Genomic DNA, 23,841 nt, shown 5'->3' with positions numbered 1-23,841 from the left:
ACAGCTTCTCGCTAGCTCGTTAGCTACTCTAATGACGACCTCGCCGGCAGCGCGCGGTTCAGAGCGTTGCCCGGGCGCCGCTATACTTGCCCCACTCAGGCCCCAGGCCGTTCCGTTCCCCAGGCTCCTGCTTCCATGCCCCAGCTGAACCCCAAAGTCGGCTTCGTCAGCCTTGGCTGCCCGAAGGCGCTCGTCGATTCCGAACGCATCCTCACCCAGCTGCGCGTGGAGGGCTACGACATCGTGCCCAGTTACGATGCTGCCGATGTGGTGGTGGTCAACACCTGCGGCTTCATCGATTCGGCGGTGACCGAGTCGCTGGATGCGATCGGCGAGGCGATGAATGCCAACGGCAAGGTGATCGTCACCGGCTGCCTGGGCAAGCGTCCGGAGCAGATCCGCGAGGCGTATCCGCAGGTGCTGGCGGTGTCCGGCCCGCAGGACTATCAGAGCGTGATGGAGGCAGTGCACGCTGCGTTGCCGCCGCGCCACGACCCGTTCTTGGATCTGGTGCCCGATTACGGCATCAAATTGACGCCGCGCCATTACGCCTATCTGAAGATTTCCGAAGGCTGCAACCACCGTTGCAGCTTCTGCATCATCCCTTCCATGCGCGGCGATCTGGCTTCGCGCCCTGTCGATGAAGTGCTGCGCGAAGCCGAGCGGCTGGTGCGCGGCGGGGTCAAGGAATTGCTGGTGGTTTCGCAAGACACTTCGGCTTACGGCGTGGATCTGAAATACGTCGAGCGCCGCTGGCGCGACCGGACGTACCAGACGCGCATGAAGGCGCTGTGCGAAGGCTTGTCGGAGCTGGGCGTGTGGACGCGCCTGCATTACGTGTATCCGTATCCGCACGTGGATGATGTGATTGCGCTGATGGCCGAAGGCAAGCTGCTTCCGTATCTGGATATCCCGTTCCAGCATGCCAGCCCACGCATCCTCAAGTTGATGAAGCGGCCCGGGGCAGTTGAGAAAACCCTGGAGCGCGTGCAGCGCTGGAAGGCGATGTGCCCGGAGATCACCGTGCGCTCGACCTTCATCGTTGGCTTTCCCGGCGAGACCGAGGCTGAGTTCGAATCGTTGCTGGACTTCCTGGATCAGGCGCAGCTCGATCGTGTCGGCGCGTTCGCGTATTCGCCGGTCGAAGGCGCCAGCGCCAATGCGTTGCCGGATCCGGTGCCGGAAGAACTCAAGCAGGAGCGTCTGGCGCGCTTTATGGCCCGCCAGGCGGACATTTCCGGCGTGCGCCTTGAATCCAAAATCGGCAGCGTGCAGCAGTGTCTGGTCGATCTGATCGAAGACGACATCGCGGTGGCGCGCTCACGCGCGGACGCACCGGAAATCGATGGTCTGGTGCATATCCAGAACGGCGGCGAGCTCGGGCTGAAGATCGGCGATCTGGTCGAGGTGGAAATCACCGACAGCGATGAGCACGATCTGTTTGGCGATGCGTTACCGGTAAAGGGTAATCGCGGGATTGAAATTGCGGTGATCAGCTAGCGCAAGGTTGCGTAGAAAAGCTCGTACATGGATTTCATTGCGAGCTCTGCGTCTTCGCCCATGACGGTGCGCAGATGTTTTTTTGGTTATGAATCGGTGTCCGAGAGTATGGTCTAGGGCTTCGGTTTCTTTTCGATGCGCGTAGGCGTTTCTTCTTTTAACCGGCAGGTCGATATTTTCCAGAAAGTTCTGGCTTAAAACTAAATCGGGTGTTGAAATTTTTCTTATCTCTTTAATGATTTGTCCCAATGTTGGCTTCTTCTTTGAGCAGCGGTTCGCGGCCTTCAACTCATCCGCCAGGGTCATTTCAATGTAAGCAGTTGCCGTTAAAACTGCTGCAATATCCAGACGACGTTCGAAGCAGTTCCTCGCTTCCTGGAGCAGAGTGGGTGATTCAATATCATTACTCAAAAAGGCTACGGGAGACTGCTCCATCACACCCAGCCATTCGATGCGCTCAGCGCGATCAGATCTTGACTCAATGTCAGCTCTTTCCAGTGCGTCCAATAGGTTGAGATTCATGCGTTTCAAGCCTCGTAATGGACAGACACCACCACAAAGGTGTGCTTGCCGGAAGGTAATTGCGTTTCGAACTCGTCATCTGCGCGTTTTTTCAGCAATGCGCGCGCCAACGGCGAATCGATACTGATCCAGCCGCGTCCGGCGTCGGTTTCGTCCGGGCCGACGATGCGGTAGTGCAGCAGTTCGCCGCTGTCGGCGTCTTCCAATTCGACCTGCGCGCCGAAGAACACAGCGCGTGGGTCGGTCGGTGCGGTATCTACCACGCGTAGCGCTTCCAGCCGTTTGCTGAGATACCGCACGCGGCGGTCGATTTCGCCAAGCTGCTTCTTGCGGTAGGTGTATTCGGCATTTTCCGAGCGGTCGCCTTCGGCTGCGGCTGCAGCCAGCGCACGCACCACCTCGGGCCGACGCACCCGCCAGAGATCTTCCAGCTCGGCCTTGAGCCGCGCATGGCCCTCGGGCGTGATCAGCGCCGTGCTTTTTTCGGCAGGGGGACGCCAGCGGCTCATGGGGCAGGCTCAGCAATCGAAACGGCGGGGGCGCGATGCTAGCGCGCATGGGCTGCTTGCGCATCTGCCGCTGCATACACCCGGGGGGCGCCAGACCATTTCCTGGGTGACGCTGTTGCTGGGGTTGATCACCGTCGTTGTCTATCTAGGCTATCAGCTCAGGGACGACGGTCTGGTCGAGAACGCGGTGCACTGCTACGTTCAATCCCGGCTAGGTGCGCTGGCGGCCGACGCTCACTCCGCTATCTGGAGCAGAGCGATAACCCCAACGTCCGCGTCGCGCGTCAAGCCAAAGCTGTAAACCGTGCTCGCACGGCAGAGCATCATGTATCTGGCCCACCTGACGATGCACGATTCGGCGGCGATGTGGTTGCAGTCGGGCGCGCCATGGATGCGCAGCTGGAAACAGTGAGCGGGGCAGTGCGCAGCACGGTGACCAGCGGGCGCAAGCGGTGTGGTGTCTTTCGAGGCCGTCCCTGGTCAGATCCAGGTCGGGGCGGGGTCAGGTGTCGCAATCGAGCGCGAAAAGCGTGTCTGGCGAGACCGCATTGACGGTGACCGGGCTGGCATCGGGCGGCAGCATCGCCGCCGAAAGCGTCAGCGGCACGATCGCGCTGGGAGTGTCGCGCAACCTGTCGGCAGCGTTGGATGCGGAGATTTTCAGCGGCAATATACGCATGGTGGCCGGGAAAGTGGAGCGACCTGAATATGGCCCGGCAAGAGCCTGAAAGCGACGCTGGGCGCGGGCAATGGCGACATCAAGCTGGAGTCGCATTCGGGCTCGGTGCGCATCGATCACAACCCAGGCCTGAAAACAAACGTGCGACCTTGCGGTGGCACGTCAGTACAAACACTTCAGCTTCCGGGGAGTGCTTAAGCGATCTTGTCGCCGTCGTTGCGTGTCGGGCCGAAGTTGGTGGTGAGCACTTCGATCCGACCGCCGGTCTTGCGGAAGGCGGCGATGTCGGCAGCGATACGCTCACGACTGAGCGGCTGCGACTTGCCTTCGCTGCGAGTGATGCTGGGCTGGGATTTCTGCTTGGTCGCGGGACGTGCCATGTGGCCTCCTGAAGCGGGGAAGTGCGGTGACGCCGCATGCGACCAGGGTGGCGCGCGCGGTGTCGAGAGGTGCGATCGCGTTCAGTGCGCAATCGCGGCGGCACGGCGGGCGTGCCTTGCAGACAAGACGACAGGGGTGTCGCGCGGCAGATGCGCATCATAGGGGGTAATGCTTTGCCTTGTGTTAACCGTCTGACGAACGGACTGCATGCGCTGCCGCCCATGCCAACCCCTGGACCACACCGAAGGACGGGTCGCCATGCACCAAGCGCGATTTCGGAAAAGCCGCCGCCACCGTCTCGCGAATATAGCCGGCGCGCGACATGCCGCCGGTCAGGAACACCGTTGCCGGTGGTGCGGCTATGTCAGCACGCACCTGCGCGAGCAAGCCCTCCAACTCGGCCAGATAGTTGCAGGCGCAGGCGACCAGTGCGCTGGCCTGCACATCCACGCTCAGCCCGCGCTCGATGAAGTCCAGGGCCGCCTCATGCTGGTCGAGCTCGCTGAGGGCGATCTTGCAGGCTTCCACGCCGCGATACAGACGCGCGGTATTGCCGGTGGCCTGCAATGCCTGCAAACGCTTGTCGAACGGCGCGGGAACGTCCTGATAGTTGTGCAGGCGAAATTCGCGCTGGCGGGTCATGTCCTGCACCATCGCCGCGTCTACGTAATGATGCGTCGGCACGCGGGTGATGCCGCGACCGAATAACGGCATGTAGGCGGCCAGGCTCAGCGCTAGATCGATATCGGTGCCGCCGCGCGCGATGCCCCAGGCGCGGTGCACCTGCGGCGCGGCGCTGCCGCCGACGCTGGCGTGCGCGACGTCGGTGGTGCCGCCGCCGATGTCCACCACCACGGTGTCTTGGCGGGTGTCGTGGCTGACGTGGTAGTGCATCGCGGCCGCTGCTGGCTCTTCGAGGAAATCCACGTGATCGAAACCGGCCGCGATCGCGGCAGTCTGCAGGATATCCAAGGCTTGCGCATTACCGGCTTCGCCGATCGAGCTGCGGAACTGTACCGGGCGGCCCAGCGTGGCGCGGCGGATATTGATGTCGAACTGGCGTGAGGCGGTGAGCCGGATATGTTCCAGCACATGCGTGGCAATGCCGGTAATGGTATGGCGCGCGCGTGGATGCAGCTTGTAGCCCAGCATCGACTTGGGGCTCTGCACCAGATTCCCTTCGCCTTCGAGCAAGTACGCATCCAGCGCTTCGTCGCCATACACCGCGTTCTGTAGCAGGGCTGCGGAGCTGCGTGGCTCGTGCACTTGTTTTTCCATCCATTGACGACGCACGATGCGAATCGCATCGCGGCGCAGGCTGTCGTTATTGGGGGTGCGACCGGCGGCGAGCGCGTCGCGGCGGCCCGAGTCGACCAGTCGCCCGACCTCGTATTCCAGCGCGGGCGTGAGGCTGAAATTCTCCGGGTCGCGCATGGTGTCTGGGAAATACACCGTGGTGCGGAACTGCAAGGCCTCGCCGAAGCGTACCGGCAGCACTTGCCCGTCGACGATCGCCGCAGCAGCGGAGTTGCTGGTACCGAAGTCGATGCCGAGTTTCATGCAGAACAGGCCTAAGAGTGGCTAACAAAACGTAGCGAAACGTAGCGAGCAGTCGCCAGGTGGGTGCGGACTGCGCGGAGGAACCGCAGTGTACGCGTGGCACATGCCGATTCCGAGCACCGGCCGCGCTCGCCTGGTGGTGGCGCAGTCATTTTGTCAGCCACTCTAAGAGCGGGCCGCGCACTTTAACTACGGCTGCCGCATCCACATCCGTCGTCCAGACCGACAGGCGCGGGCCGCGCTTTGGCCAAGCGCCGCTTGCCTTGAGGTGTGCGGCGCGCCGGTTCAGGCCGCGATGTCGGCAACGTGGCCGTCGCTCACTGCTCCGGTGGTGGCTTTACGCACACCACCCAGTACGTCGGCCGCAACGTGCAGCGTCTGCCCGGCCAGCGGGTGATTGCCATCCACGATGATCTGGCCCGGGCCTTGCTGGGTGCGTGCTTCGAACTGCACGCCAGGCACGACCTCGACATCGGTCGGGAACGCATCGCGCGGGACATGCTGGATCGGCTGCTCATGACGCGGGCCATAGCCCGGTTCGGGCACCATATGGGCAGTGAGCGTGTCGCCGAGGCGCTTGCCATCCAACGGCCTGCTCCAGGCCGTGCACGATATTGCCTCAACGGCTGCGTGTGAGTGACAACACGGCGAGGCGCGCGACGTAGGCCGTTGTTTCTCGGCGCCACGTCTTGCATGCATCTCAACGTTTGCTCAATGCGCTAATCCTTCGCTGCGCCACGTTCGATCTGCGCGCGACGTGTGTGCCAGGTCTGCGGCGTTTGCTGCTTGATAAACAGTGCGGTGAGTTCGGGATACCGTTGCTTGGCAGCCGCTTCGATACGTTCAACGCAGGCTTCGATCTGCGGCGTGGTGCGGCTGTCTTCGAATTCGGCGCTCAACGCGGCGACCACCTGGTTTGGGCCCATCTGCATGGTGAGCACGCCGTTGGCGGCGCGCACGTCGGGGTCGCTGGCGACAATGCGCAACAGCGATTCGGTGACATGCGCGTGCGCTGGTTCGCCGATCAGCAAGCCTTTGGTTTCGCGCGCCAGCAGGAACGCGGTAAATGCGAGCACGCCGGAAATGCCGATCGAGGCGATGCCGTCGAGCTCGGGCATGTCCAACAGTTGCGCCCCAACAAGGCCGAGCAGTGCCATGACCAAGCCGATCAGCGCAGCGCTGTCTTCCAGCAACACGGTAAACGTGCTCGAGTCCTTAGCTCTGGCGAAAGGCCTGGAAGTACCCCATGCGGCCTTTTCTGGAGCGAAACTCGCGCAATGCGACCAGCCACGAAGTGCCTTCGAACACGATCGATACGCCAAGCACGCTGTAGGCGATCAGATGTCTCTTGGCCGGCCCGGGATTGCGAAGATGCACGCTGCCTTCGTACAGCGACACACCTGCGCCCATTGCAAACACCAGCAATGCAACGATGAAACTCCAGAAGTACAACTCGCGCCCGTAACCGAACGGATGGGTCGGGGTGGGTGCCTGCGCCGCGCGGCGCAGGCCGTACAGCAGCAGGATTTCGTTGATGGTGTCCACCAGCGAATGCACGCCTTCGCTGAGCATTGCCGAGCTGCCGGAAATGCCCGCGGCAATGAACTTGGCGATTGCAATGGCCGGATTGCCGGCCAACGCCACATACACCACCAAATGCGAGCCCTTGGGTTTGGTCGGGCCGGCAACCGTGGCGCCGTGGTTGGCGTCTCCAGTGTCGGTGGAGCCCGGCGTGGTACGCGATGGGGTGGGCACTGACTTGTTGGACACACGCGACCTGCAGGGCATTCGATAAGCGCCGCACTATCGCGCCGCTGCCGTGCCGAATGCGTGATCGCGCGGCCGGAAGGCAACACTCCACGCCCATTCTGACTTTGGAAATCGCATGCCCACCGTTCCCGCTTGGCGGCTGCGCAGTAGTTTGGTTGGCCACTCTTATGCCGGCAGCGCGATGTCGATCTGCGCTGACTGCAGTTTCGAATGGCGTGCAGGTGAGGCGGCCGCGAACACCACGGTGGTGCGAGACAGCAATGGCAATATGCCGCGGGGGCGGGCCGGCGACACGGCGACCGTGATCAAGGATCTCAAGGTCAAGGGCTCCTGATCCCGCTCGGGCAGGGCACGGTAATCCGCAATATCGGCCTGGTCGAGAACGATGCCGAGCACATTGGAGGTAACTCGGAAAAGATCAATGGTCTGGTATTGAACACCTGATCACGCGGTTGGCAAGCTCCAGCGCGCCCAGGCGCACCGGGAAGAACAACGGGGATTCGGTGGATTGGAACATCAGCAACCAGTCGAGGTTGATTACGCGCCAAGCGCGACGCCGCGCCGATCGCGGTGCTCCTCAGCAATGGAGTCGGAACCAGCCAGATTCGAGTGGTGCCAACAGGACACAGCGTCTCCCGGGCAATGAAACCTGTAGGACCGTGGCGCGCCAGGACCTGGCGCTGGATTGCACAGAGCAACGGCCTTTCATCGATTGCGGCATTGCACAATACTAAGCCGCCCCGCCATTTCTGGAGTCGGGCATGTCCGATACCGAGCTCTCACCGCCGCGCGTGTCCCGGCGTGATTACGTGTTGATTCTCTTGGCGCTGGCGATGGGCGGCTTTGCGATCGGCATCAGCGAATTTTCCACGATGGGCCTGATGACCCAGATCTCGCAGGGCTTGCAGATCAGCGAGCCTCAGGTGGGCCACGTCATCAGTGCCTACGCGTTGGGTGTGGTGGTCGGTGCGCCGTTGCTGGCGATTTTGGGCGCACGCTGGCCGCGGCGCATCTTATTGCTGCTTTTGATGGTGTTCTACGCGCTGGGTAACCTCGCCAGTGCGTTGGCGCCGAGCTATCACACGATGCTGCTGTGTCGCTTCATCGCCGGCTTGCCGCATGGTGCGTATTTCGGTGTCGCTTCGTTGGTGGCCGCCTCGATCAGCCCGCCCAATCAACGTGCCACCGCGGTGGGTCGCGTGCTATTGGGCTTGAGCGTCGCCTTGCTGGTAGGCAATCCGTTGGCGACCTGGCTGGGCCAGAGCGCGAGTTGGCGCTGGGCGTATGCGTCCGTCTCGGTGATTGCGCTAGGCACTGTCGCCGCCGTTGCGGCCTTGCTGCCGCCGCAGCCGGACGAACTGCGGCAGCAGCCGTTGCGCGAGCTGCGTGTGTTCAATCAGGCGCAGGTGTGGCTGGCGTTGGCGATTGGGGCGGTGGGATTTTCCGGAATGTTCTGCGTCTTCAGTTACCTGGCGCCGACCTTGACCGCCGTCACCGGCGTGGAGCCGGCGCGCATTCCGGTGGCCATGGTCGCATTCGGCGTGGGCGGCGTGCTCGGCAGCATCCTCGGTGGGTGGTTGTTCGATCGCATGCAGTTCCGCGCGGTGGCGGTGCTGTTGGTCTGGTCGGTGGCGGTGATGCTGACCTTTCCATTGGCTGCGCACTCGGGGTTATGGGTGTTCGTCTCCATCGTGGCGGTCGGCACGATGGGCGCCCTGGCGCCGGCATTGCAGACGCGGTTAATGGACGTGGCGGCCGATGCGCAGACGCTGGCTGCAGCGTCCAACCATGCGGCGTTCAACACCGCCAATGCACTTGGCCCATGGCTGGGCGGTATGGCGATCACCGCAGGGTGGGGCTGGACCTCCACCGGTTATGTTGGCGCGGCGACTGCGCTCGGCGGTCTGTTGGTCTATGCACTGGCGGTGTGGCAGGAGCGTCGGCAGCGCACGTTGGTGGTGAGTTGTTGATGGGTCGCAAGTTGCTGAGATGTGGTCGGTTGGAGACGGTCTGGAGCACTCAGCGCTGCCACTTGCAGCGATGCGTTGCGGGCGAACTCCGTCGCTGCGCAACAGGCTGCATTGGCTGCACGTTTTTGTATCCACGACCAACTCACGGCCTGGCAGTGAGACTGCTGGCTCGATCGCGAGCGGAACGAACAGTGCCATGACCGAATTTACTCCACCGCCGTGGAAACGCCCTAATCCCAAGCGTAAATCCGCATCCACGCCGCTGACGGATGCGCAGAAGGCCGCAGCAAAACAACGTGCCGAAGAAGCAGGGCGGCGGTATCCCAATCTGGTCGATAACATGTGGGCGAGCCGGCAGCCAAAATGAGTCGAGCTCGCATTGGCATCGGTGAATCACGATTCATCGCTGGCAAGATGGCGTGACGACGCTGCCCGCAGCGCTCACATGTCGATTATGGTCGCAACGTCAGGATGAGGCCGTGCACAACGCCAAGGCAGTGCAATCGTTCCATCGATTGACTCACCTTCCGTCGCAAGCGCACTGCAGTGACAACAGCGCAGCGCCGGCCCATCGCAATAAGGAGCCATACATGAGCATTCAGAGCAAAACCGAGCATAGCCTCAACGACCTCATCGCCATTTCCCGCGACGGCAAGGACTTCTACGACGAAGCCGCCGCCAAGGTGGGCGATGTTGAACTTGCGACGCTGTTCCGTCGCATTGCCAGCGTCAAGACCGACATCGTTAGCAGTCTGAGCAGTGTCGTTGCATCGGTGGGCGGTACGCCGGAAAAGAGCGGCACGCTGGTCGGCAGCATGCAGCAGTTCTACGGCAAGGTCCGCGCAACGCTGGGCGATACTAAGTACGGCTACGTGGCCGAACTGGAAGAGTCGGAAGATCGCCTGCTGAAGGCGTTCGACGAGACAATCGCAGACCAGGACACCCCGGCCGCTGCACGCGACGCCGCACTGCGCCTGCTACCGGAAGTGCGCGCCTGTCATGACGTGATGCGCAACCACAAGCATGCGATGAAGAGCGCCGCGTAAGCTGCGAGCGTCACTGAATTGCATCGCCACCGAAGCGATGCAGCTCTTGAGTGAAATCCATAGAGGCGGACACGGGTAGCGCGAGCTGCCCGTTTCTTTTTTGCGTGGCCGATCGTTCCGATGCCGATCTGCGACGCTTCCATTGTAGTTCCACGCGCGTCGCTACGTTCCACATTGGCATGGTTTTTTCGACGTATTCGACATGCGGCTGGTCTGCTAGTATCCGCCGCCTTTGCTCAGGCAGGCCCGCGTTGCGCGGCCGTGGAATCACCCATGCAGCATTTCCTGTACCTGTCATCTGTCCAAGCGCAGTTGTCACTGGGCTTGGGGGAAGAGAAGACCACCGAACGCCTGTTTTTTGCGGTGATGGCCGATGCGCACACTGCCGAGCGTGCGGCGAAGATCGCCGAAGGTTTGTTGCAGGCCGGGCAAGTGGACGGCAAGCCGCTTGGGCGCGAGCGTCTGCATGTGACCCTGCATCATCTGGGCGACTACGCCGGAGGCTTGCCGCCATCATTGTTGAGTCGCGCCAGTCAGGCGGCCGAGCGCGTGGTGCTGGATGCCTTCGATGTGGAGCTCGATCGGGTGGGCACCTTCGGTTGGCGGCGCTCGCAGCTTCCCTGTGTGCTGCGTGGCGAAGATCGGGTCCGCGGGCTGTATGACTTGCAAGGTGCGTTGGGGCGGCAGCTCGCGCATGTCGGCATTGCCGGCGATGCGCAGTACACGCCACATATGACACTGCTGTATTGCAATCAGTCGTTGCCGCAGCGGCGCTGCGATGCGCTTGCCTGGACAGTGCGCGAGTTCGCCCTGGTGCGCAGCTTTCTTGGCCAGTCGCGTTACCAGATCCAAGGACGCTGGTTGCTGCGCTGAGCCGCTCTTAGCCTGCGCGTATGGACGCCACCACAACATCGCTTGCGTTGCAGCCGAGCAGCTGGCCGCACTCGAACAAGCCTACGCCACGCCGTCGCGCGCCTACTATCACTTCGGCCACGTGCGCGCGCTGCTGGAGCATTACGCCGAGGTCGCGGCTGGGCCGGGCTGGTAGCAGCCGGTCCAGGTCTGGCTGGCGGTCTCTGAGCCGGGGGGGAGACATCCGGACGCAGTGGACGCGCACGTTACAATGACCACATGTACGACAGCGCTGCTTCCAGTACCGATCCACGCCCGACAGCCCCTGCGCCACCTGCAGCCAACGCGTGCTGCCAGAGCGGTTGCCCGCTGTGCGTGCACGATCTGTATGCAGAGGAACTGGTGCGTTACCGCCAAGCCTTGTCGGCCTGGGAAGCGCGCCGGTCGGCGAAGGTGCAATAAGCAAGATCCGGCACTTCCCGGTGCAGCCTGGAAAGATTACCTTTGAACTACTTTTACCGACGGTGCGACATGCGACGACTTCAGATGTGGAGCGTGCTCTGCGGCGCGGCAGTGTTGACGCTGTCGAGCATGGCCGCCGCGCAGGCGACGGAACTGGTGAGCCATGGCCGCTTCGAGCAGGTGCCGCTGCTGATGCCCAAGGGCGAACCGCAGCGCGTCGTGATCTGGCTGGCCGGTGCCGGCAATGCCGCCAAGCGTCAGGCACAGGCGGAAGCCTTGCGTGACGACGGTGCGCTGGTGGCGCTGGTGGACACCGCGCATCTGTACGCGGTGCTGCGCAAGGACGTCGGCCCCTGCACCTTTTCGGTCGGCGATGTGGAGAACTTCTCGCGCTACGTGCAGGCCGTCTACCATATGCCCACTTATCGCTTGCCGCTGCTGGTGGGCGATGGCGAAGGCGCCGCATTGGTCTATGCCATCTCCGCGCAAGCCAGGCCGCATGTGCTGGCCGGCGTACTTACCGACGGGTTATGCCCGGCCACGGTGTCCGACCAGGCGATCTGCCAACCGGGTGTGCGTCCGGGCAGCGATACGCTGGTGCCGGTGCCGCTGCAGATTCCCTGGGTGCTGGCCGATAGCCAGGACAAGCGTTGCCCGGCCGCCGCCGAAGACAGCTTCCTCAAGCAGGTTCCGCAGGCGCGTACTTTTACGCGCTCCCCGCAGGGCGACATCCTGCCTGGCTTGCGTGCCGCTGCCCGCTTGCTAGGCGAGCAGAAGGGCGTGGCGTTGCCGCCGCCGCCGGGCGATCTGGCCGATCTGCCAGTGGTGGAAATGCCCGCCAAACCTGATGGCGACAGCGACGACGACACCTTCGTCATCTTCGTTTCCGGCGACGGTGGCTGGGCCGGCCTTGACGAAGAGGTGGCCGATGCCCTGGCTGCGCAGGGTATTCCGGTGGTCGGACTGGATTCGCTGCGTTACTTTTGGACAGAACGCACACCGCAGGGCTTCGCCACCGACCTGGACCGCATCGCGCGCGTCTACGCGCAGCGCTGGCAACGGCAGCGGCTGGTGCTGATCGGTTTCTCGCAAGGCGCGGACGTGTTGCCGGCGGCGATCAATAAACTACCGGCGCAAACCAAGCGGAACATCCGCCTGACCGCGCTGTTGTCGGTCGGCAAACTGGCCGACTACGAATTCCATGTCAGCAACTGGCTGGGCTCGGACGACGAAGGGCTGCCGATTGCGCCGGAATTGCAGCGTCTGCCCGCAGCCACCACCGTGTGCATCTACGGCCAGGACGACGAAGACGCGCTGTGCCCGAGCCTGCCGGCGGATGCCGCCAAGCGAGTTGCGCTGCCGGGCGATCACCACTTCAAGGGCGATTACGCGACGTTGGCCAAGGTGATCATGGAGCAGTTGCATGGGCTGTCGAAACCGTGAAGGTATGTGGGGCATCGGGAGATGCCCCGCACTGCATTGGTGTTTCGCTGGCACCCCAGGTTGCTGGGTGCCGACAAGGCCGCATTCTGGTTGCAGTCGCACCTCGGCTTCGGCCGTATCGCGGGTGCTGTGCTCACTGTGCGTGAGTGATGAGCAGTCGGGCCGTGCAACCTGGGCACGAGCGTGGCTCCGCAGCTAGGCGATGAGTGTTGCTTGAACGCCTTCTTGATGTGAGACCGGTCACGCGGTGGGTCGATCAACGCGAAGACGATCAGGGAGTGATCGTTCGAGCAGCAAACGAATCGAGCGGCAGCACGTTCAAGCAGCACTCGATGCAGGCAATCAATATCCCTCGCAGACCTGGCGCATGCCAGACCCCAGGCCTCACTCCTGCCGGCCCGGATTCACCGAGATCAAACGGGTGACATCCAGTAACGCGGCCGGCAGATGCATGCCGCCCGGCGCGACCAGGTAGCGCGGGCGCCAAGTCGGAGCGAACTTGGACTTGAAACGGCGCAGCCCGCTGAATCCGTAGAAGCGTTCGCCGTGGCGTGCGACCAGGCTGGCGAAACGGTTCCAGCGGCCGGCCAGGCGGTGCTCGGCCAGGCCCGACAGCGGCGCCATGCCCAGCGAGAAGCGCTTATAGCCGTTGGCCTGCCCCCACAGAAACAGCTCGATGAACAGGAAATCCATCGTGCCCTTCGGGGCTTGCGCGCTATGCCGCATCAGATCCACCGACAGCTCGCCGCCGGCAGGCGCCCGCCACACATTGGCGAAGGCGACGATCTCCCCTTCTGCCTCGGCCACGCACAACGGAAGGCGGCGCAGATAGTCCGCATCGAAGCTGCCCAGCGAGAAGCCCTTTTCTTCGCCTGATTTTTCTTCCAGCCACTGCTCGGACACCTCGGACAGACGCGGCAACACCGCATCCACCTGCTCGGGCTGCAGCATGCGGAAGGTCAGCCCGCCACGCTTGCCGCGGTTCCATGCCTGGCGCAGATCGGCGCGGTCGCGGCCTTCCAGGGTGAAATCTTGCAGCGGCACGATCGCTTCTTCGCCCAGTTTGACCAGCGTCAGGCCCATGTCGAGATAGGTTTGCCAGTATTTTTCGCCGACCTGATAGAACACCGGGCGCAGGCCCATGCGGTCGGCTTCTTCACGGAAGCGCCAAGTCAGCGCACTTGCAACCTCGGGCGGGCCGACCGGGTCGCCCATCGAGATCAGCGAGCCGCCGTAGCGCTGCATCATCACAAAGCCGCGGCCCTGCTCATCGCGCAGAAACGCCTTGTCGCCGATCAATGCCAGACAGGCCTGGGTGTCGATGTTGGTGTCCAGGATCGGGGCCAGCGTCTGCAACGTCTGCGCATCGGCGGCCGGCAACGGGCCGCGCCCGCCACGCAGCAGCCGCGCCATGCCGAATACGATCACGCCCACGCACAGGATCAACGCATCGCGTAGCGCACGCGGCGCATTGGCCGAGGTGGCGAACTGCCACCACAGGTCGTTGCTGTATTCGATATGGCTGTAGACGAAGAACAGCAGCCAGAACGTGGCCACCAGCACCAGGCCCAGATTACTCAGCCAGCGCCACGACCAGGCTTCATCCAGCAGCGCGCCCTGGCGATAGAACTCGCGCCGCGCGGCCCATAGCGCGACTGCGGCCAGCGCCGCCGAAAGCGACACCGAGATATGGCTGCCGCGCAGCAGCGCCAGCGGCGGCAGCAGCACGCACACGCCAAGCGCCAGCATCCAGGCCGCATGACTGCGACGCTGCAGCCCCTGGCCGATCAACAGCAGCAGCATGCCGCCGAGGCTGACCAGCAGATGCGAGGTTTCGATCAGCGGCAGCGGCGCCACTTCCTGGCGCGCGCGGGGCGTCGGCAGGGTGCCGTCGATCACCAGTGTCGCGCCGACCGCAAACACCGCCAAGGCCAGAATCTGCGGCAGCCATGGGCGCAACGCCTTCCACACCGTGCGGGCGGTACTGGCGCTGGCACGTACCGGCGCGCCCAGCCCCGAGGCGGCCGCCATCGCAACCGAGATCAGCAACGGCACGATGTAATAGGTCACGCGGTAGGCCAGCGCAGCCGCCAGCACTGCGGCAGGGGCGACATGCGGCAGCAGCTTGAGCAGGCTCCACTCGAACACACCCAGGCCGGCCGGCACGGTGGAGATCAGCCCGGCGACCACCGCAACCAGCCAGATGCCGATGAAACCGAAGTAGCCAGTACCTGGATCCGGCGGCAGCAGCACGTAGAACGCCGCCGCCGCCAGGCCCAATTCGACCACGCTGAGCGCAGTCACGCCGAGCACGGTGGTGCGGTCGGGCAGCCAGAAACGATGGCTGCCGATGCCGAATTCGCGGCCTTGCTTGCCGACCAGCACCAACATGGCAAGGTAGCCGACCAGCAAGGCGATGCCGGCGGCGCGGACGCCTTGTGCGGTGATCGGCACCGCGCGCGCGGCCACTTCCGGTTCCAGCATCAGCGCCAGGCAGATCAGCACCCAGGCACCGAAAATAAAGCCCAGCGTGCTCATCAGCACCACCTGGCCGATCTCGGCCAAAGTCAGCCCCACGCTGCCATAGCCGCGCAGGCGCACCGCCCCGCCGGTGAGCGCGGCAAAGCCCAGCGTCTGCCCGACCGCATGCGCCATGAAGGCGGTGATGCCCACGCGCGCCGGATGCAGCCGCTTGCCGGTGCGCTTGAGCCCCACCCAGTCGAAGCCCACCAGACAGACGTAGCTGCTCAGGCCCAGCAACAGGGTGAGCGCGATCTGCCCAGCTCCCAGTGCACGGAACGCTTGGCGTATCTGGTGATAGCCGAGGTCGGTGAACTGTGAGGACAGCGCGTGCAGCGCCATCGCCAGAATCGCCAGGCTGATGATGACCGGCATGGCACGACGCCAACCTCTGGCGGGCGCTTTGGAAGACACGGAGTGATCCATCATGAGGGTAACGGGATCTGCTGAAAGTGGGCGCAGGGCGCATGCACGATATGTGCCCCGCGCGCGCGGTCGGTCTGTATGGGCCAGCCGGGTTGATGGTGCATGCAGCGTGATCGCGTGAGTGCCGAAATCAAGTGAACGCGTGGTTCGATCGAACCGACATAGTGTCGGTGCAGGACGCGCGCGCATAATAGGACAAAGGCGCACCCGCGTGTCGTAGAGAAACGACATGGTCGGCATGACAGTTGGAAAAGAGACGGACTGCCGATGGGCTATCCACTCGATCACGCGGATATCGCGCGACCCACGCCGCCACTTCCGTCACGCTGGAGCGGCCACGCCGGTGCCATCCCTGCATGGGCAGGTGTGGCCTTTACTGGCTTGGTGCTGGTGATGCAGTGACTGGGCGGCGATCTGCGGCCAGGAGATCGCGATCGTGCTGATCTTGCTCTGGATGGTGCTGGTGCGCACTTGGCTGGCGCGATGCGTGCGTGGCGGAGCTGCACGTTTGCCGCATTCGCGTGACAATACCGGGAGTCAAACAACCCTGGGAAGTCTGAAATGGTGCAGCGATTCGATGCAGGTGCGCGTATGTCCGAAATGACCGTCCATGGTGGGGTGTGTTACCTAGCCGGCCAGATTGCCGAAGACACCAGCGAAGACATCACCGGGCAGACCCGCCAGGTGCTGGGCGAGATCGACAAGCTATTGACGCTGGCGGCCAGCGACAAGGCCAAGATCCTGCGCGCGGAGATCTACCTGGCCGACATCGCCGATTTTGACGGAATGAACAAGGCTTGGGACGAATGGGTACCGCACGGTTTCACGCCTGCGCGCGCCACCATCGAAGCCAAGCTGGCACGGCCGGACTGGAAGGTCGAGATCGTCATCACCGCTGCAGCAGGCTGATCGCGCCGCTGCATGCGCGGGGTTTGTCTGATGCGCGTGCGGCAGGGCTGAGGTCTCAGGACATTCGTGACGGTTAAAGCGCAAATAAGAGCGGCTAACAAAACGACTGCGCTCACCGCCAGGCGGGCGCGGCCGGTGCTCGGAATCGGCATGTACCACGCGTACACTGCGGTTCCTGCACGCCGTCCGCACCCACCTGACGAATGCTCGCTACGTTGTGTTAGCTGCTCTAAATGTGGCGCTCGACCGACAGTCGCATTGCACTGTCAGCGGTCGCCTGGTCGATCAGCGCTTGACGAAGCGATAATGCGCCACACCCCATTCGCGACCCTGGTCGTAACCGAACAATTCTGCGCAGGCCAGCCAGAACATGCGCCAGCGCTGCCACCAACGCTGCGCGTCCTCGCCGTAGGTCTGGCGCAGCAACGGTATGATCTGCTCGCGGTGGCGGTCCTGATTCTCCAGCCACGCGTTGGCGGTCTTCTCGTAATGCTCGCCCGACAGCAGCCAGCGTTGCTCGATGACCACGTCCTGCTGGAAATGCAGCAAGGTATCGGCCGCCGGCATCAGCCCGCCGGTGAAGAAATGCCGGCCCATCCAGTTATCTTCGCCTGCCACTTCGAACGGATAGGCCAGCTCGCGGTGACAGAAGATATGCACGAACAACTTACCGCCCGGTGCCAGCCAGCTGCCGACGCGTGCCAGCAGCTCGCGGTAATTGCGCATGTGTTCGAACATTTCCACCGATACCACGCGGTCGAAGTCGCCTGGCGGCAACACCAGCGCGTTGACGTCGGCAGTGATGACCTGCACGTTGCTCAGCCCGCGCACGCGGCACTGTTCCAGAATATGCGCGCGCTGTGGACGTGAGTTGGACACCGCGGTGATGGTGCCACCGGGATAGCGCTCGGCCATCCACAAGGTCAACGAGCCCCAGCCGCAGCCAAGTTCCAGAATGCGTTGGCCATCGGCCAGTTCGGCACGCTCACCGTATAGCGCCAGCATGCGTTCTTCGGCGGCATCCAGATCCGAAGTGGTCGCGTCCCAATAACAGCTGCTGTACTTGAGCCGGCGGCCCAGGCACAGGGTGAAGAACTGCGGTGGCAACTCGTAGTGCTGACGATTGGCGGCATCGGTTTCGATCGCAATCGCGCTGGCGCGCAGGCTGTCGATAAACGCGCGTTGCCGTTCGCCGCTGGCATCGGCCCCATCGCCGCGCTCATCGCGCAGGCGCTGCGCGCACAGCCGGCGGATGCCGTAACGCAGCATGGCATCGGGCAGTAATCCGAACTCGGCCAAGCGGGTGGCGAAGGCTTCTTCGGGCAGCGAGGAGGGTGGGACGGTAACGGTGGACATACGACTCTCCAGGCCACTCAGAACGAAGGGGGAAGCGGGAAAAATGCGCTGGTGCTGCGCTGGTACCGGGCGTAGTCCTCACCACGCGAGCGCAGCGCCTGCTGCTCGGTGTAGGGAATGCCGGTGAAGCGATACAGAAACACGAACATCACCACCGGCCCGAGCGCACACAAGGCTACCGGCCATGGGCCGGCGCCGACAGCCAGCGCAAGGTAGGCGAACCAATGCACGAACTCGAAAAAATAATTGGGGTGGCGCGAATAGCGCCACAGCCCGCGACGGCAGGTGATGCCGCGATTGGCTGGGTCGGCTTTGTGCGCAGACAGCTGCCGATCCGCCAGTGCCTCGCCGCCGACCGCGATCAACCACACCATGATCGCCACGCCGGTCCATACGCTCCATGTCGGATTCGGATTACTCGCAGCGGCCAGAAACGGCACTGCAAACAGCATGACCACGATTGCCTGTGCGAGGAAAAACCCGAGGAATTTGCGTTGGTCGCCGTTCCAATGCTCGCGCAATGCGCGGTAACGGCCATCTTCGTGCGGGTCGCCGAACACGCGCACGCCCAGATGCAATGCAAGGCGCGCACCCCATACACCGCCGAGCACAGCCACCGATACGCGCGGCAACAACGCGCCATCGGACATCCACGCACAATACGGCGCAGCGACGGCCAGGCATGCCGCCCACAACACATCGACCGGTCCGGCATTGCCGCTGCGGCGTTGCCATAGCCAACCCAGCACCATCACCACGCTTGCGAACACGCCGACATGCAGCAGCGGCCAGACATTCATTGCAGTTCTCCGGTGATGCGCTCAGGCAATGGTCGCGCCAGGCGCCGTGCATACAGCGACAACATGCCACAGGCAGCGCCCCAGCCGATGCCGACGGCAATCGCTGCGTGCAGGTGTGGCGGCAGCAATTCCACTGCGTGCCAGCTGCGCTGCGCCAGCCAATACGAGAACGGCCCGAAGATGGCGCCGAGCACCACGGCCAACCATGGCCGTTGCATCACCGTGGCCAGCGAATGATTGAGCGTGAGCGCAAAGCCCAGCCACAACGCCAGAATCCACGCCGGCGCCAGCAAGGTACCAGGCCATGGCGCGGCGTAACGCACCCAGTTGCCGGCGGCAAGCGTGGTATCCAGCAACAATCCCAGCGACAGCGCCGCGATCATCAACTGCACATCGCCGGGTGCGCGCCGCGATGGCCACAGCTGATACAGCGCAAACAGCGCCAATACCAGCAGCGTCGGCCAGATTCGCGCATGCGCGGCCGCGCTGACTGCCACCAGCCATAGCACCTGCAAGCCCAGATAGTTGCCAAGTTGTTTCATGCGTCGGTACCAAGGCCGGGGACGAACTGCGGCGGACGTGCGCCCGGTTTGCTCAACCATAGATGCACATCGCCGATCGAGCGCTCCAGAAAACCGGCTTCGCAATAGGCTAGATAGAATTCCCACATGCGGATGAAGCGTTCGTCGTAGCCCAGTGCACGCACCTGCGGCAGCTGCGCCATGAAACGCTGGCGCCAGGCGCGCAGCGTCAACGCATAGCTCGGGCCGATGTCTTCGAGATTGAACAGACGCAGATCGCTGGCGCGTGCGATCGCGCCGGTCATCGCCGCCACCGAGGGAATGAAACTGCCGGGAAAGATATGCCGCTTGATGAAATCCACCGAGCGCAGCGCTTGCGCATAGCGGTGATCTTCGATGGTGATGGCCTGGATCAGCGCCTCGCCATCGTCGGAAAGCAGGCTGCCGACCTTGCCGAAATAGGTGTCAAGATAGTGATGGCCGATCGCCTCGATCATCTCGATCGACACCACCCTGTCGAAGCGGCCTTCCAGATCGCGATAGTCGCGCAACAACACGGTGACCCGGTCGCTCAATCCGGCTGCGGCGATGCGTTGGGTCGCCAGCTCGAACTGCTCGCGGGAGATGGTGGTGGTGGTGACGCGGCAGCCGTGCCGACGCGCGGCGTGCAGCGCGAACCCGCCCCAGCCGGTGCCGATTTCCACCACATGGTGCTGCGGGCCAAGCCGCAGTTTCTGGCAGATGCGTTCGAGCTTGCGTGTGGCCGCACGCTCCAGTGCCGCTTCGCCTTGTGCCTCCTCGTCATCGACGAAGATCGCCGACGAATACATCAGGTTTTCATCGAGAAACAGACGAAATAGCGGGTTGCCCAGATCGTAATGCGCGGCGATATTGCGCTGGCTGCCGCTGCGGGTATTGCGTGCAAACGCATGCAGGCTACGCATCGCCCAACCACCCAGGCGCGCAGTGCCGGTTTCCATTGCATCCAGGCGGTCGCGGTTGCGCAGCAGCAAGCGCATCAGCGCGACCAGGTCATCGCATTGCCACTGCCCATCCATGTACGACTCACCGGCGCCGACGCTGCCATTGAGCGCGGCTTGCCGATAGAAACCAGGATCGTCGACGCGCAATTGCATCTGCAGGGCGTCTGCGCCACTGGCCGTGCCGAGTGTGGTGACGCCATCTGCCTCGTGCAGTTGCAGTTGTCCATCGTGCAGGTCGCCGAGCGTGGCCAGCAAGCGCTTGCGCAACAAGCGGTCCGTCCAGGACGCCGCGCGCGGCGCAGCGTTGTCGGGCAGGGACGTAGCGTTCATCGGGGTTCTCGCACAGGCGGATGAGGGTGGTCGTGCACAGGGTTGCCGCGCAGCCACAGGCGCAGGGCCTGCCAGTGGATGGCGACCACCACCTGTACGGTCATCAAGGGGTAGGCCAGCAAGGTGCGCGCCAGGCTGCGTGCATTGAGCGGTTCGCGTTGCAGCGCCAAGGTGGCGTCGAAGCGGCGCGTGCCGCTGTTGTCGATTGCGCCGTCGGCATCGTCGCCAGCTGCGTCCAGCACGTCCATATGCACGCGCAACTGCGCATCCGGTACGCTGAATCGCCAGTCGTAGCGATGCTGCATGTCCATGAACGGCGAGACATGGAAGCGCTTGTCGAAGCGCCACGCATGCACGTCGCGGTGCGTGCGCGCCTGTGCGACCGGCAGCACATAGGTATGCCGCTGCTGCCACGGCGTGTTGGTGATTTCCGCAACGATCCAGCGCAAGCCGTCATGCCGATCGAAGCAGTAGTAAAAGCTGACCGGATTGAACACATGGCCGAAATAGCGCAAATGCGTAAGCAGGCGGATCGCACCGTCGGGGCGCTCGCCGGTGTGGGTCTGCACGCAATCGCGCACTGCTTCGTCCAACGGAATGGTCGGATCGCCCAGATAGTCGCTGCGCCGGAACTGCGCCAGATTGGCGCGCCCCACCGACCACAGCCAGCATTGCGCGAAGACCTGATCCAGTTCGGACAGATCCAGGTACATCAGAAACAACCTGTAGCGGAAATTCAGCGGTTTGGGCGCAAACCGACGATGCCGCACCCAACCGGTATAGATCGCGCTGCGCAACGGACCACGCACGCTGCCGGCGCCACCGCCCTCGGTGGGTGGCAGCGGCACGGCATCGGTGCTGGCTTCGCGCAGCAACTGCATCACCAGTGCACTTCCAGGCCGTGCGCCACGTCCACGCCGCTACGCAAGCCGTCTTCGTGGAAGCCGAAGCCCCAGGCCGCGCCGGCAAACCAGGTGTGCTGCATGCCCTGGATCTCGGCCTTGCGGGTCTGTGCCGCCAGTGCGGCCGCATTCTGCACCGGGTGGCGATAACGCATACGTCGCAGCACCTTGTCCTGATCGATGTCGTTGTCGCGGTTGAGGCTGACGATGAACGGCTGCGGCGCATCGATCGACTGCAGCGCGTTCATCCAGTAACTCACCGTGCACGGCGCGCGTGGATCTGCCGGCACGTGCGCATTCCACGCCGCCCAGGCGCGGCGGTCGCGTGGCAGTACGCGTGCATCGGTGTGCAGCACGGTGTCGTTATCCTGATAGGTGATCCCGCCAAGGATCTGCTGCTCGGTCGGCGTGGCATCGCTGAGCAGCGCCAGTGCATCGTCGGCGTGGCAGGCTAGTACCACTTCGTCGAAGTGTTCGTCGCCACGCAACGAGCTGAGCACCACGCCATTGGGGGTGCGCCGGATCGCACGCACCGGCGTGCACAGGCGTTCGAGCACCTGCCAGCGCCGACGCAGCGCACGCACATAACCGTTGGATCCGCCACTCACCACTCGCCACTGCGGTCGGCCGCTGAACTGCAGCATGTGGTGATTGGTCATGAAACCGATCAGCTGGCCCATCGGAAATTCGAGGATGCGTTGCAATGGCGAGGACCACAACGCCGATGCCATCGGCACCAGATGCTGATCGCGGAACGCATCCGAATAACCATGTCGCTGCAGATAAGCGCCCAGCGTGCTGAACTGCTCGTTGCTATGCAGCACGGCCGGTGCCTGGCGATAGAAGCGGCGCAGGTCGGCCAGCATGCCCCAGAAGCGTGGGCTGAGCAGGTTGCGGCGCTGACAGAACAGCCCGTCCAAACTGCCGGCGTTGTATTCGAGCCCGCTGCGCGCATCGTGCACCGAAAAGCTCATCGTGGTCGGCTGTGCGGCCACATCCAGCTCGGCGAACATACGCGTTAGCAACGGGTAGTGCTGCGGGTTGAACACGATAAAACCGCTGTCCACCGCGTAACGCTGACCTTCCAGCTGGATGTCATGGGTATGCGTATGCCCGCCGAGATAATCGGCAGCTTCGAACAAGGTGACTTCATAGCGGCGCGACAACAGCCAGGCTGCGCTCAGGCCGGCGATCCCGCTGCCGACCACGGCGATCCTGCCCTCGCTCATCGCGCCACCCGCTCGGCACGTTGCGTGAGCATCTTCGGCATCGGCTTGAGCTCCCACACCAGACCCACCCACGACATCGCCTTGAGCCCGTACCAGGTCACGTCGTATTCCCACCAGCGCAAGCCCTGACGCGCCGAGCCGGGGAAGAAGTGGTGGTTGTTGTGCCAGCCTTCGCCAAAGGTAAGCAGCGCCAGCAGCCAGTTATTGCGGCTGTCGTCGCGCGTATCGAAACGTCGGCTGCCGAAGCGGTGCGCCAGCGAGTTGATGGTGAAGGTGGCATGGAACAACGCCACGGTGGAGATCACAAAGCCCCATACCAACAGCTGCGCGCCGTTGATCTTCAATGCAGGCGCTGCATCGGCAAGCCAGTCGCCGAGCAGGTACAACCCCAGTGCCAGCAGCACCGGCATTACGATGTCGAAGCGGTCGAGAAAGCGCAGCTCGGCAAAGCGGCGCAGATCGGGGATGACCTCCCAATCGGTGCGGAAACTGCGTGGGGTCAGGAACCAGCCGGTGTGGCTCCACCAAAAGCCATGTTGCGCCGGCGAATGCGGGTCGCGGCCGGTGTCGGTATGCCGATGATGATTGCGATGATGTGCTGCCCACCACAGCGGCCCGCGTTGTACGCAGGTGGCGCCAATGGCTGCGAACACGAATTGCAGCATGCGCGAGGTCTTGAAGGCGCGGTGCGAGAAGTAGCGATGATAGAAACCAGTGAGCGCGAACATGCGCAGCGCGTACAGCGCTACTGCCATGCTCACGGCAAACCATGATGCGCCCACCCAGAACACCGCCAAGCAGGCAAGGTGCAGGGCAATGAAGGGCAAGGCACGCAGCCAGTCGATGCGGTCGGCGCGCGCCTCGTCCAATGGCTCGTCGGTTTGCGAATCCACCCAGCGACGCAGGCTGCCAAGGTGCGTTGCAACCCAGCCACGACGACGCGTGGCGGCGGGCTGAGGCGTTGCGGCGTGAGGGTCGAGTCCAGTGCGCGGCACGCGTGATTCTCCGTGTGTAGTGGTGACTATTTTACGGGTGCTGCCGGTAAACAGATGCACCAAGCTGCTCGATCGTCGCACGCATGTGTGGGGTTCGCTTGCTCGTACGAATGAATCGCGCAATTGCGCACACAAATAGCCGCCCCCGATGGCGATGGCGCAGATGAAATTGCTCG

22 protein-coding genes, 2 other RNA genes and 4 pseudogenes are annotated in these 23,841 nt (G+C 63.4%); 12 read left to right on the top strand and 16 right to left on the bottom strand.

The features are described 5' to 3' along the window. Positions 1–135: 135 nt before the first annotated feature. Positions 136–1,500 carry a 30S ribosomal protein S12 methylthiotransferase RimO gene (gene rimO, locus J5I97_RS12985; protein ID WP_208586959.1) on the top strand — a complete coding sequence of 455 codons (1,365 nt, stop codon included), beginning with the start codon at positions 136–138 and terminating at the stop codon, positions 1,498–1,500. Here the strand turns inward: rimO and J5I97_RS12980 are convergent. From J5I97_RS12980 to J5I97_RS12945, 8 genes and pseudogenes are all read right to left on the bottom strand, one after another. After that, entirely contained in the window at positions 1,453–2,022 is a 570-nt protein-coding gene (locus J5I97_RS12980; RefSeq protein ID WP_238135526.1) for a hypothetical protein, read from the bottom strand. The two genes, rimO and J5I97_RS12980, sit on opposite strands and share 48 nt — an antisense overlap. Before the next feature lie 5 nt (positions 2,023–2,027). Next, complete coding sequence (gene greB / locus J5I97_RS12975) at positions 2,028–2,531, bottom strand: transcription elongation factor GreB (RefSeq protein WP_208586958.1); 504 nt, start codon at positions 2,529–2,531, stop codon at positions 2,028–2,030. A gap of 502 nt (positions 2,532–3,033) precedes the next feature. Then, on the bottom strand, positions 3,034–3,330 hold the full coding sequence (locus J5I97_RS12970) for a hypothetical protein (RefSeq protein ID WP_208586956.1): 297 nt from the start codon (positions 3,328–3,330) through the stop codon (positions 3,034–3,036). A gap of 74 nt (positions 3,331–3,404) precedes the next feature. Beyond that, a complete protein-coding gene (locus J5I97_RS12965; protein WP_002814496.1) occupies positions 3,405–3,590 on the bottom strand; it encodes a hypothetical protein in 186 nt (61 codons plus the stop codon). Between the two features lie 184 nt (positions 3,591–3,774). Beyond that, positions 3,775–5,151 (bottom strand): Hsp70 family protein, encoded by a 1,377-nt coding sequence (locus tag J5I97_RS12960; protein WP_208586954.1) that lies wholly within the window; start codon positions 5,149–5,151, stop codon positions 3,775–3,777. A gap of 19 nt (positions 5,152–5,170) precedes the next feature. Then, positions 5,171–5,256, bottom strand: a non-coding RNA gene (locus J5I97_RS12955) — sX9 sRNA. A gap of 180 nt (positions 5,257–5,436) precedes the next feature. Beyond that, a pseudogene (locus tag J5I97_RS12950) lies at positions 5,437–5,770 on the bottom strand (FKBP-type peptidyl-prolyl cis-trans isomerase); the annotation flags it as partial. 100 nt (positions 5,771–5,870) lie between these two features. Continuing rightward, positions 5,871–6,921: pseudogene (locus J5I97_RS12945) on the bottom strand (cation diffusion facilitator family transporter). A 115-nt stretch (positions 6,922–7,036) separates the two neighbouring features. On the opposite strand from J5I97_RS12945, the pseudogene J5I97_RS12940 reads away from it, so the two are divergent. The 8 genes and pseudogenes from J5I97_RS12940 (at position 7,037) to J5I97_RS20305 (ending at position 12,844) form a co-directional block, all read left to right on the top strand. Continuing rightward, positions 7,037–7,365, top strand: a pseudogene (locus J5I97_RS12940) (PhnA domain-containing protein). Positions 7,366–7,682: 317 nt separating this feature from the next. Further along, positions 7,683–8,891, top strand: coding sequence for an MFS transporter (locus J5I97_RS12935; RefSeq protein ID WP_208586952.1), 1,209 nt, complete (start codon positions 7,683–7,685; stop codon positions 8,889–8,891). Between the two features lie 196 nt (positions 8,892–9,087). Continuing rightward, the gene (locus tag J5I97_RS12930; RefSeq protein ID WP_208586951.1) at positions 9,088–9,258 is read left to right on the top strand and encodes a hypothetical protein; all 171 of its coding nucleotides are present in this window, start codon (positions 9,088–9,090) and stop codon (positions 9,256–9,258) included. 223 nt (positions 9,259–9,481) lie between these two features. Continuing rightward, positions 9,482–9,937 (top strand): PA2169 family four-helix-bundle protein, encoded by a 456-nt coding sequence (locus tag J5I97_RS12925; protein WP_002814478.1) that lies wholly within the window; start codon positions 9,482–9,484, stop codon positions 9,935–9,937. Positions 9,938–10,210: 273 nt separating this feature from the next. Further along, positions 10,211–10,810, top strand: a complete 600-nt coding sequence (locus J5I97_RS12920) for a 2'-5' RNA ligase family protein (protein WP_208586950.1) — start codon at positions 10,211–10,213, stop codon at positions 10,808–10,810. A gap of 258 nt (positions 10,811–11,068) precedes the next feature. Further along, positions 11,069–11,251 (top strand): oxidoreductase-like domain-containing protein, encoded by a 183-nt coding sequence (locus J5I97_RS12915; RefSeq protein WP_208586949.1) that lies wholly within the window; start codon positions 11,069–11,071, stop codon positions 11,249–11,251. A gap of 69 nt (positions 11,252–11,320) precedes the next feature. Beyond that, complete coding sequence (locus J5I97_RS12910; protein ID WP_208586948.1) at positions 11,321–12,694, top strand: virulence factor; 1,374 nt, start codon at positions 11,321–11,323, stop codon at positions 12,692–12,694. A 21-nt stretch (positions 12,695–12,715) separates the two neighbouring features. After that, positions 12,716–12,844, top strand: coding sequence for a hypothetical protein (locus J5I97_RS20305; RefSeq protein ID WP_279631201.1), 129 nt, complete (start codon positions 12,716–12,718; stop codon positions 12,842–12,844). Positions 12,845–13,078: 234 nt separating this feature from the next. Here J5I97_RS20305 and mprF read toward each other — a convergent pair whose 3' ends face one another. Next, a complete protein-coding gene (mprF, locus tag J5I97_RS12905) occupies positions 13,079–15,643 on the bottom strand; it encodes a bifunctional lysylphosphatidylglycerol flippase/synthetase MprF (RefSeq protein WP_208586947.1) in 2,565 nt (854 codons plus the stop codon). A 418-nt stretch (positions 15,644–16,061) separates the two neighbouring features. On the opposite strand from mprF, the pseudogene J5I97_RS20025 reads away from it, so the two are divergent. From J5I97_RS20025 to J5I97_RS12895, 3 genes and pseudogenes are all read left to right on the top strand, one after another. Next, positions 16,062–16,244: pseudogene (locus J5I97_RS20025) on the top strand (hypothetical protein); the annotation flags it as partial. Further along, positions 16,202–16,549: a RidA family protein gene (locus J5I97_RS12900; protein ID WP_208586946.1), complete on the top strand. Its 348-nt coding sequence runs from the start codon at positions 16,202–16,204 to the stop codon at positions 16,547–16,549. The pseudogene J5I97_RS20025 and the gene J5I97_RS12900, both read left to right, overlap by 43 nt. Positions 16,550–16,699: 150 nt before the next feature. Further along, a non-coding RNA gene (locus J5I97_RS12895) (sX9 sRNA) lies at positions 16,700–16,775 on the top strand. A 59-nt stretch (positions 16,776–16,834) separates the two neighbouring features. Here J5I97_RS12895 and J5I97_RS12890 read toward each other — a convergent pair. Genes J5I97_RS12890 through J5I97_RS12860 form a run of 7 tightly spaced genes read right to left on the bottom strand, consistent with a single transcriptional unit; the run spans position 16,835 to position 23,665 of the window. Beyond that, positions 16,835–17,905 carry an SAM-dependent methyltransferase gene (locus J5I97_RS12890; protein ID WP_208586944.1) on the bottom strand — a complete coding sequence of 357 codons (1,071 nt, stop codon included), beginning with the start codon at positions 17,903–17,905 and terminating at the stop codon, positions 16,835–16,837. A 17-nt stretch (positions 17,906–17,922) separates the two neighbouring features. Next, entirely contained in the window at positions 17,923–18,705 is a 783-nt protein-coding gene (locus J5I97_RS12885) for a DUF1295 domain-containing protein (protein ID WP_208586943.1), read from the bottom strand. Beyond that, positions 18,702–19,247 carry a DUF2878 domain-containing protein gene (locus tag J5I97_RS12880; protein ID WP_208586942.1) on the bottom strand — a complete coding sequence of 182 codons (546 nt, stop codon included), beginning with the start codon at positions 19,245–19,247 and terminating at the stop codon, positions 18,702–18,704. Before J5I97_RS12880 ends, J5I97_RS12885 begins: the two co-directional genes overlap by 4 nt. Continuing rightward, positions 19,244–20,539 (bottom strand): SAM-dependent methyltransferase, encoded by a 1,296-nt coding sequence (locus J5I97_RS12875; RefSeq protein WP_208586941.1) that lies wholly within the window; start codon positions 20,537–20,539, stop codon positions 19,244–19,246. The genes J5I97_RS12880 and J5I97_RS12875 overlap by 4 nt, the downstream gene beginning before the upstream one ends. After that, complete coding sequence (locus tag J5I97_RS12870) at positions 20,536–21,420, bottom strand: DUF1365 domain-containing protein (protein WP_208591730.1); 885 nt, start codon at positions 21,418–21,420, stop codon at positions 20,536–20,538. The genes J5I97_RS12875 and J5I97_RS12870 overlap by 4 nt, the downstream gene beginning before the upstream one ends. Next, entirely contained in the window at positions 21,420–22,670 is a 1,251-nt protein-coding gene (locus tag J5I97_RS12865; RefSeq protein WP_208586940.1) for an NAD(P)/FAD-dependent oxidoreductase, read from the bottom strand. The genes J5I97_RS12870 and J5I97_RS12865 overlap by 1 nt, the downstream gene beginning before the upstream one ends. Further along, entirely contained in the window at positions 22,667–23,665 is a 999-nt protein-coding gene (locus J5I97_RS12860) for an acyl-CoA desaturase (RefSeq protein WP_208586939.1), read from the bottom strand. Before J5I97_RS12860 ends, J5I97_RS12865 begins: the two co-directional genes overlap by 4 nt. Positions 23,666–23,841 lie beyond the last annotated feature (176 nt).

It is taken from the genome of Xanthomonas fragariae, from assembly GCF_017603965.1.
GTDB classification, from domain to species: domain Bacteria; phylum Pseudomonadota; class Gammaproteobacteria; order Xanthomonadales; family Xanthomonadaceae; genus Xanthomonas; species Xanthomonas fragariae_A.
Note: the sequence above shows the minus strand (reverse complement) of the source record. Positions and strands in the feature narration are given on the sequence as shown.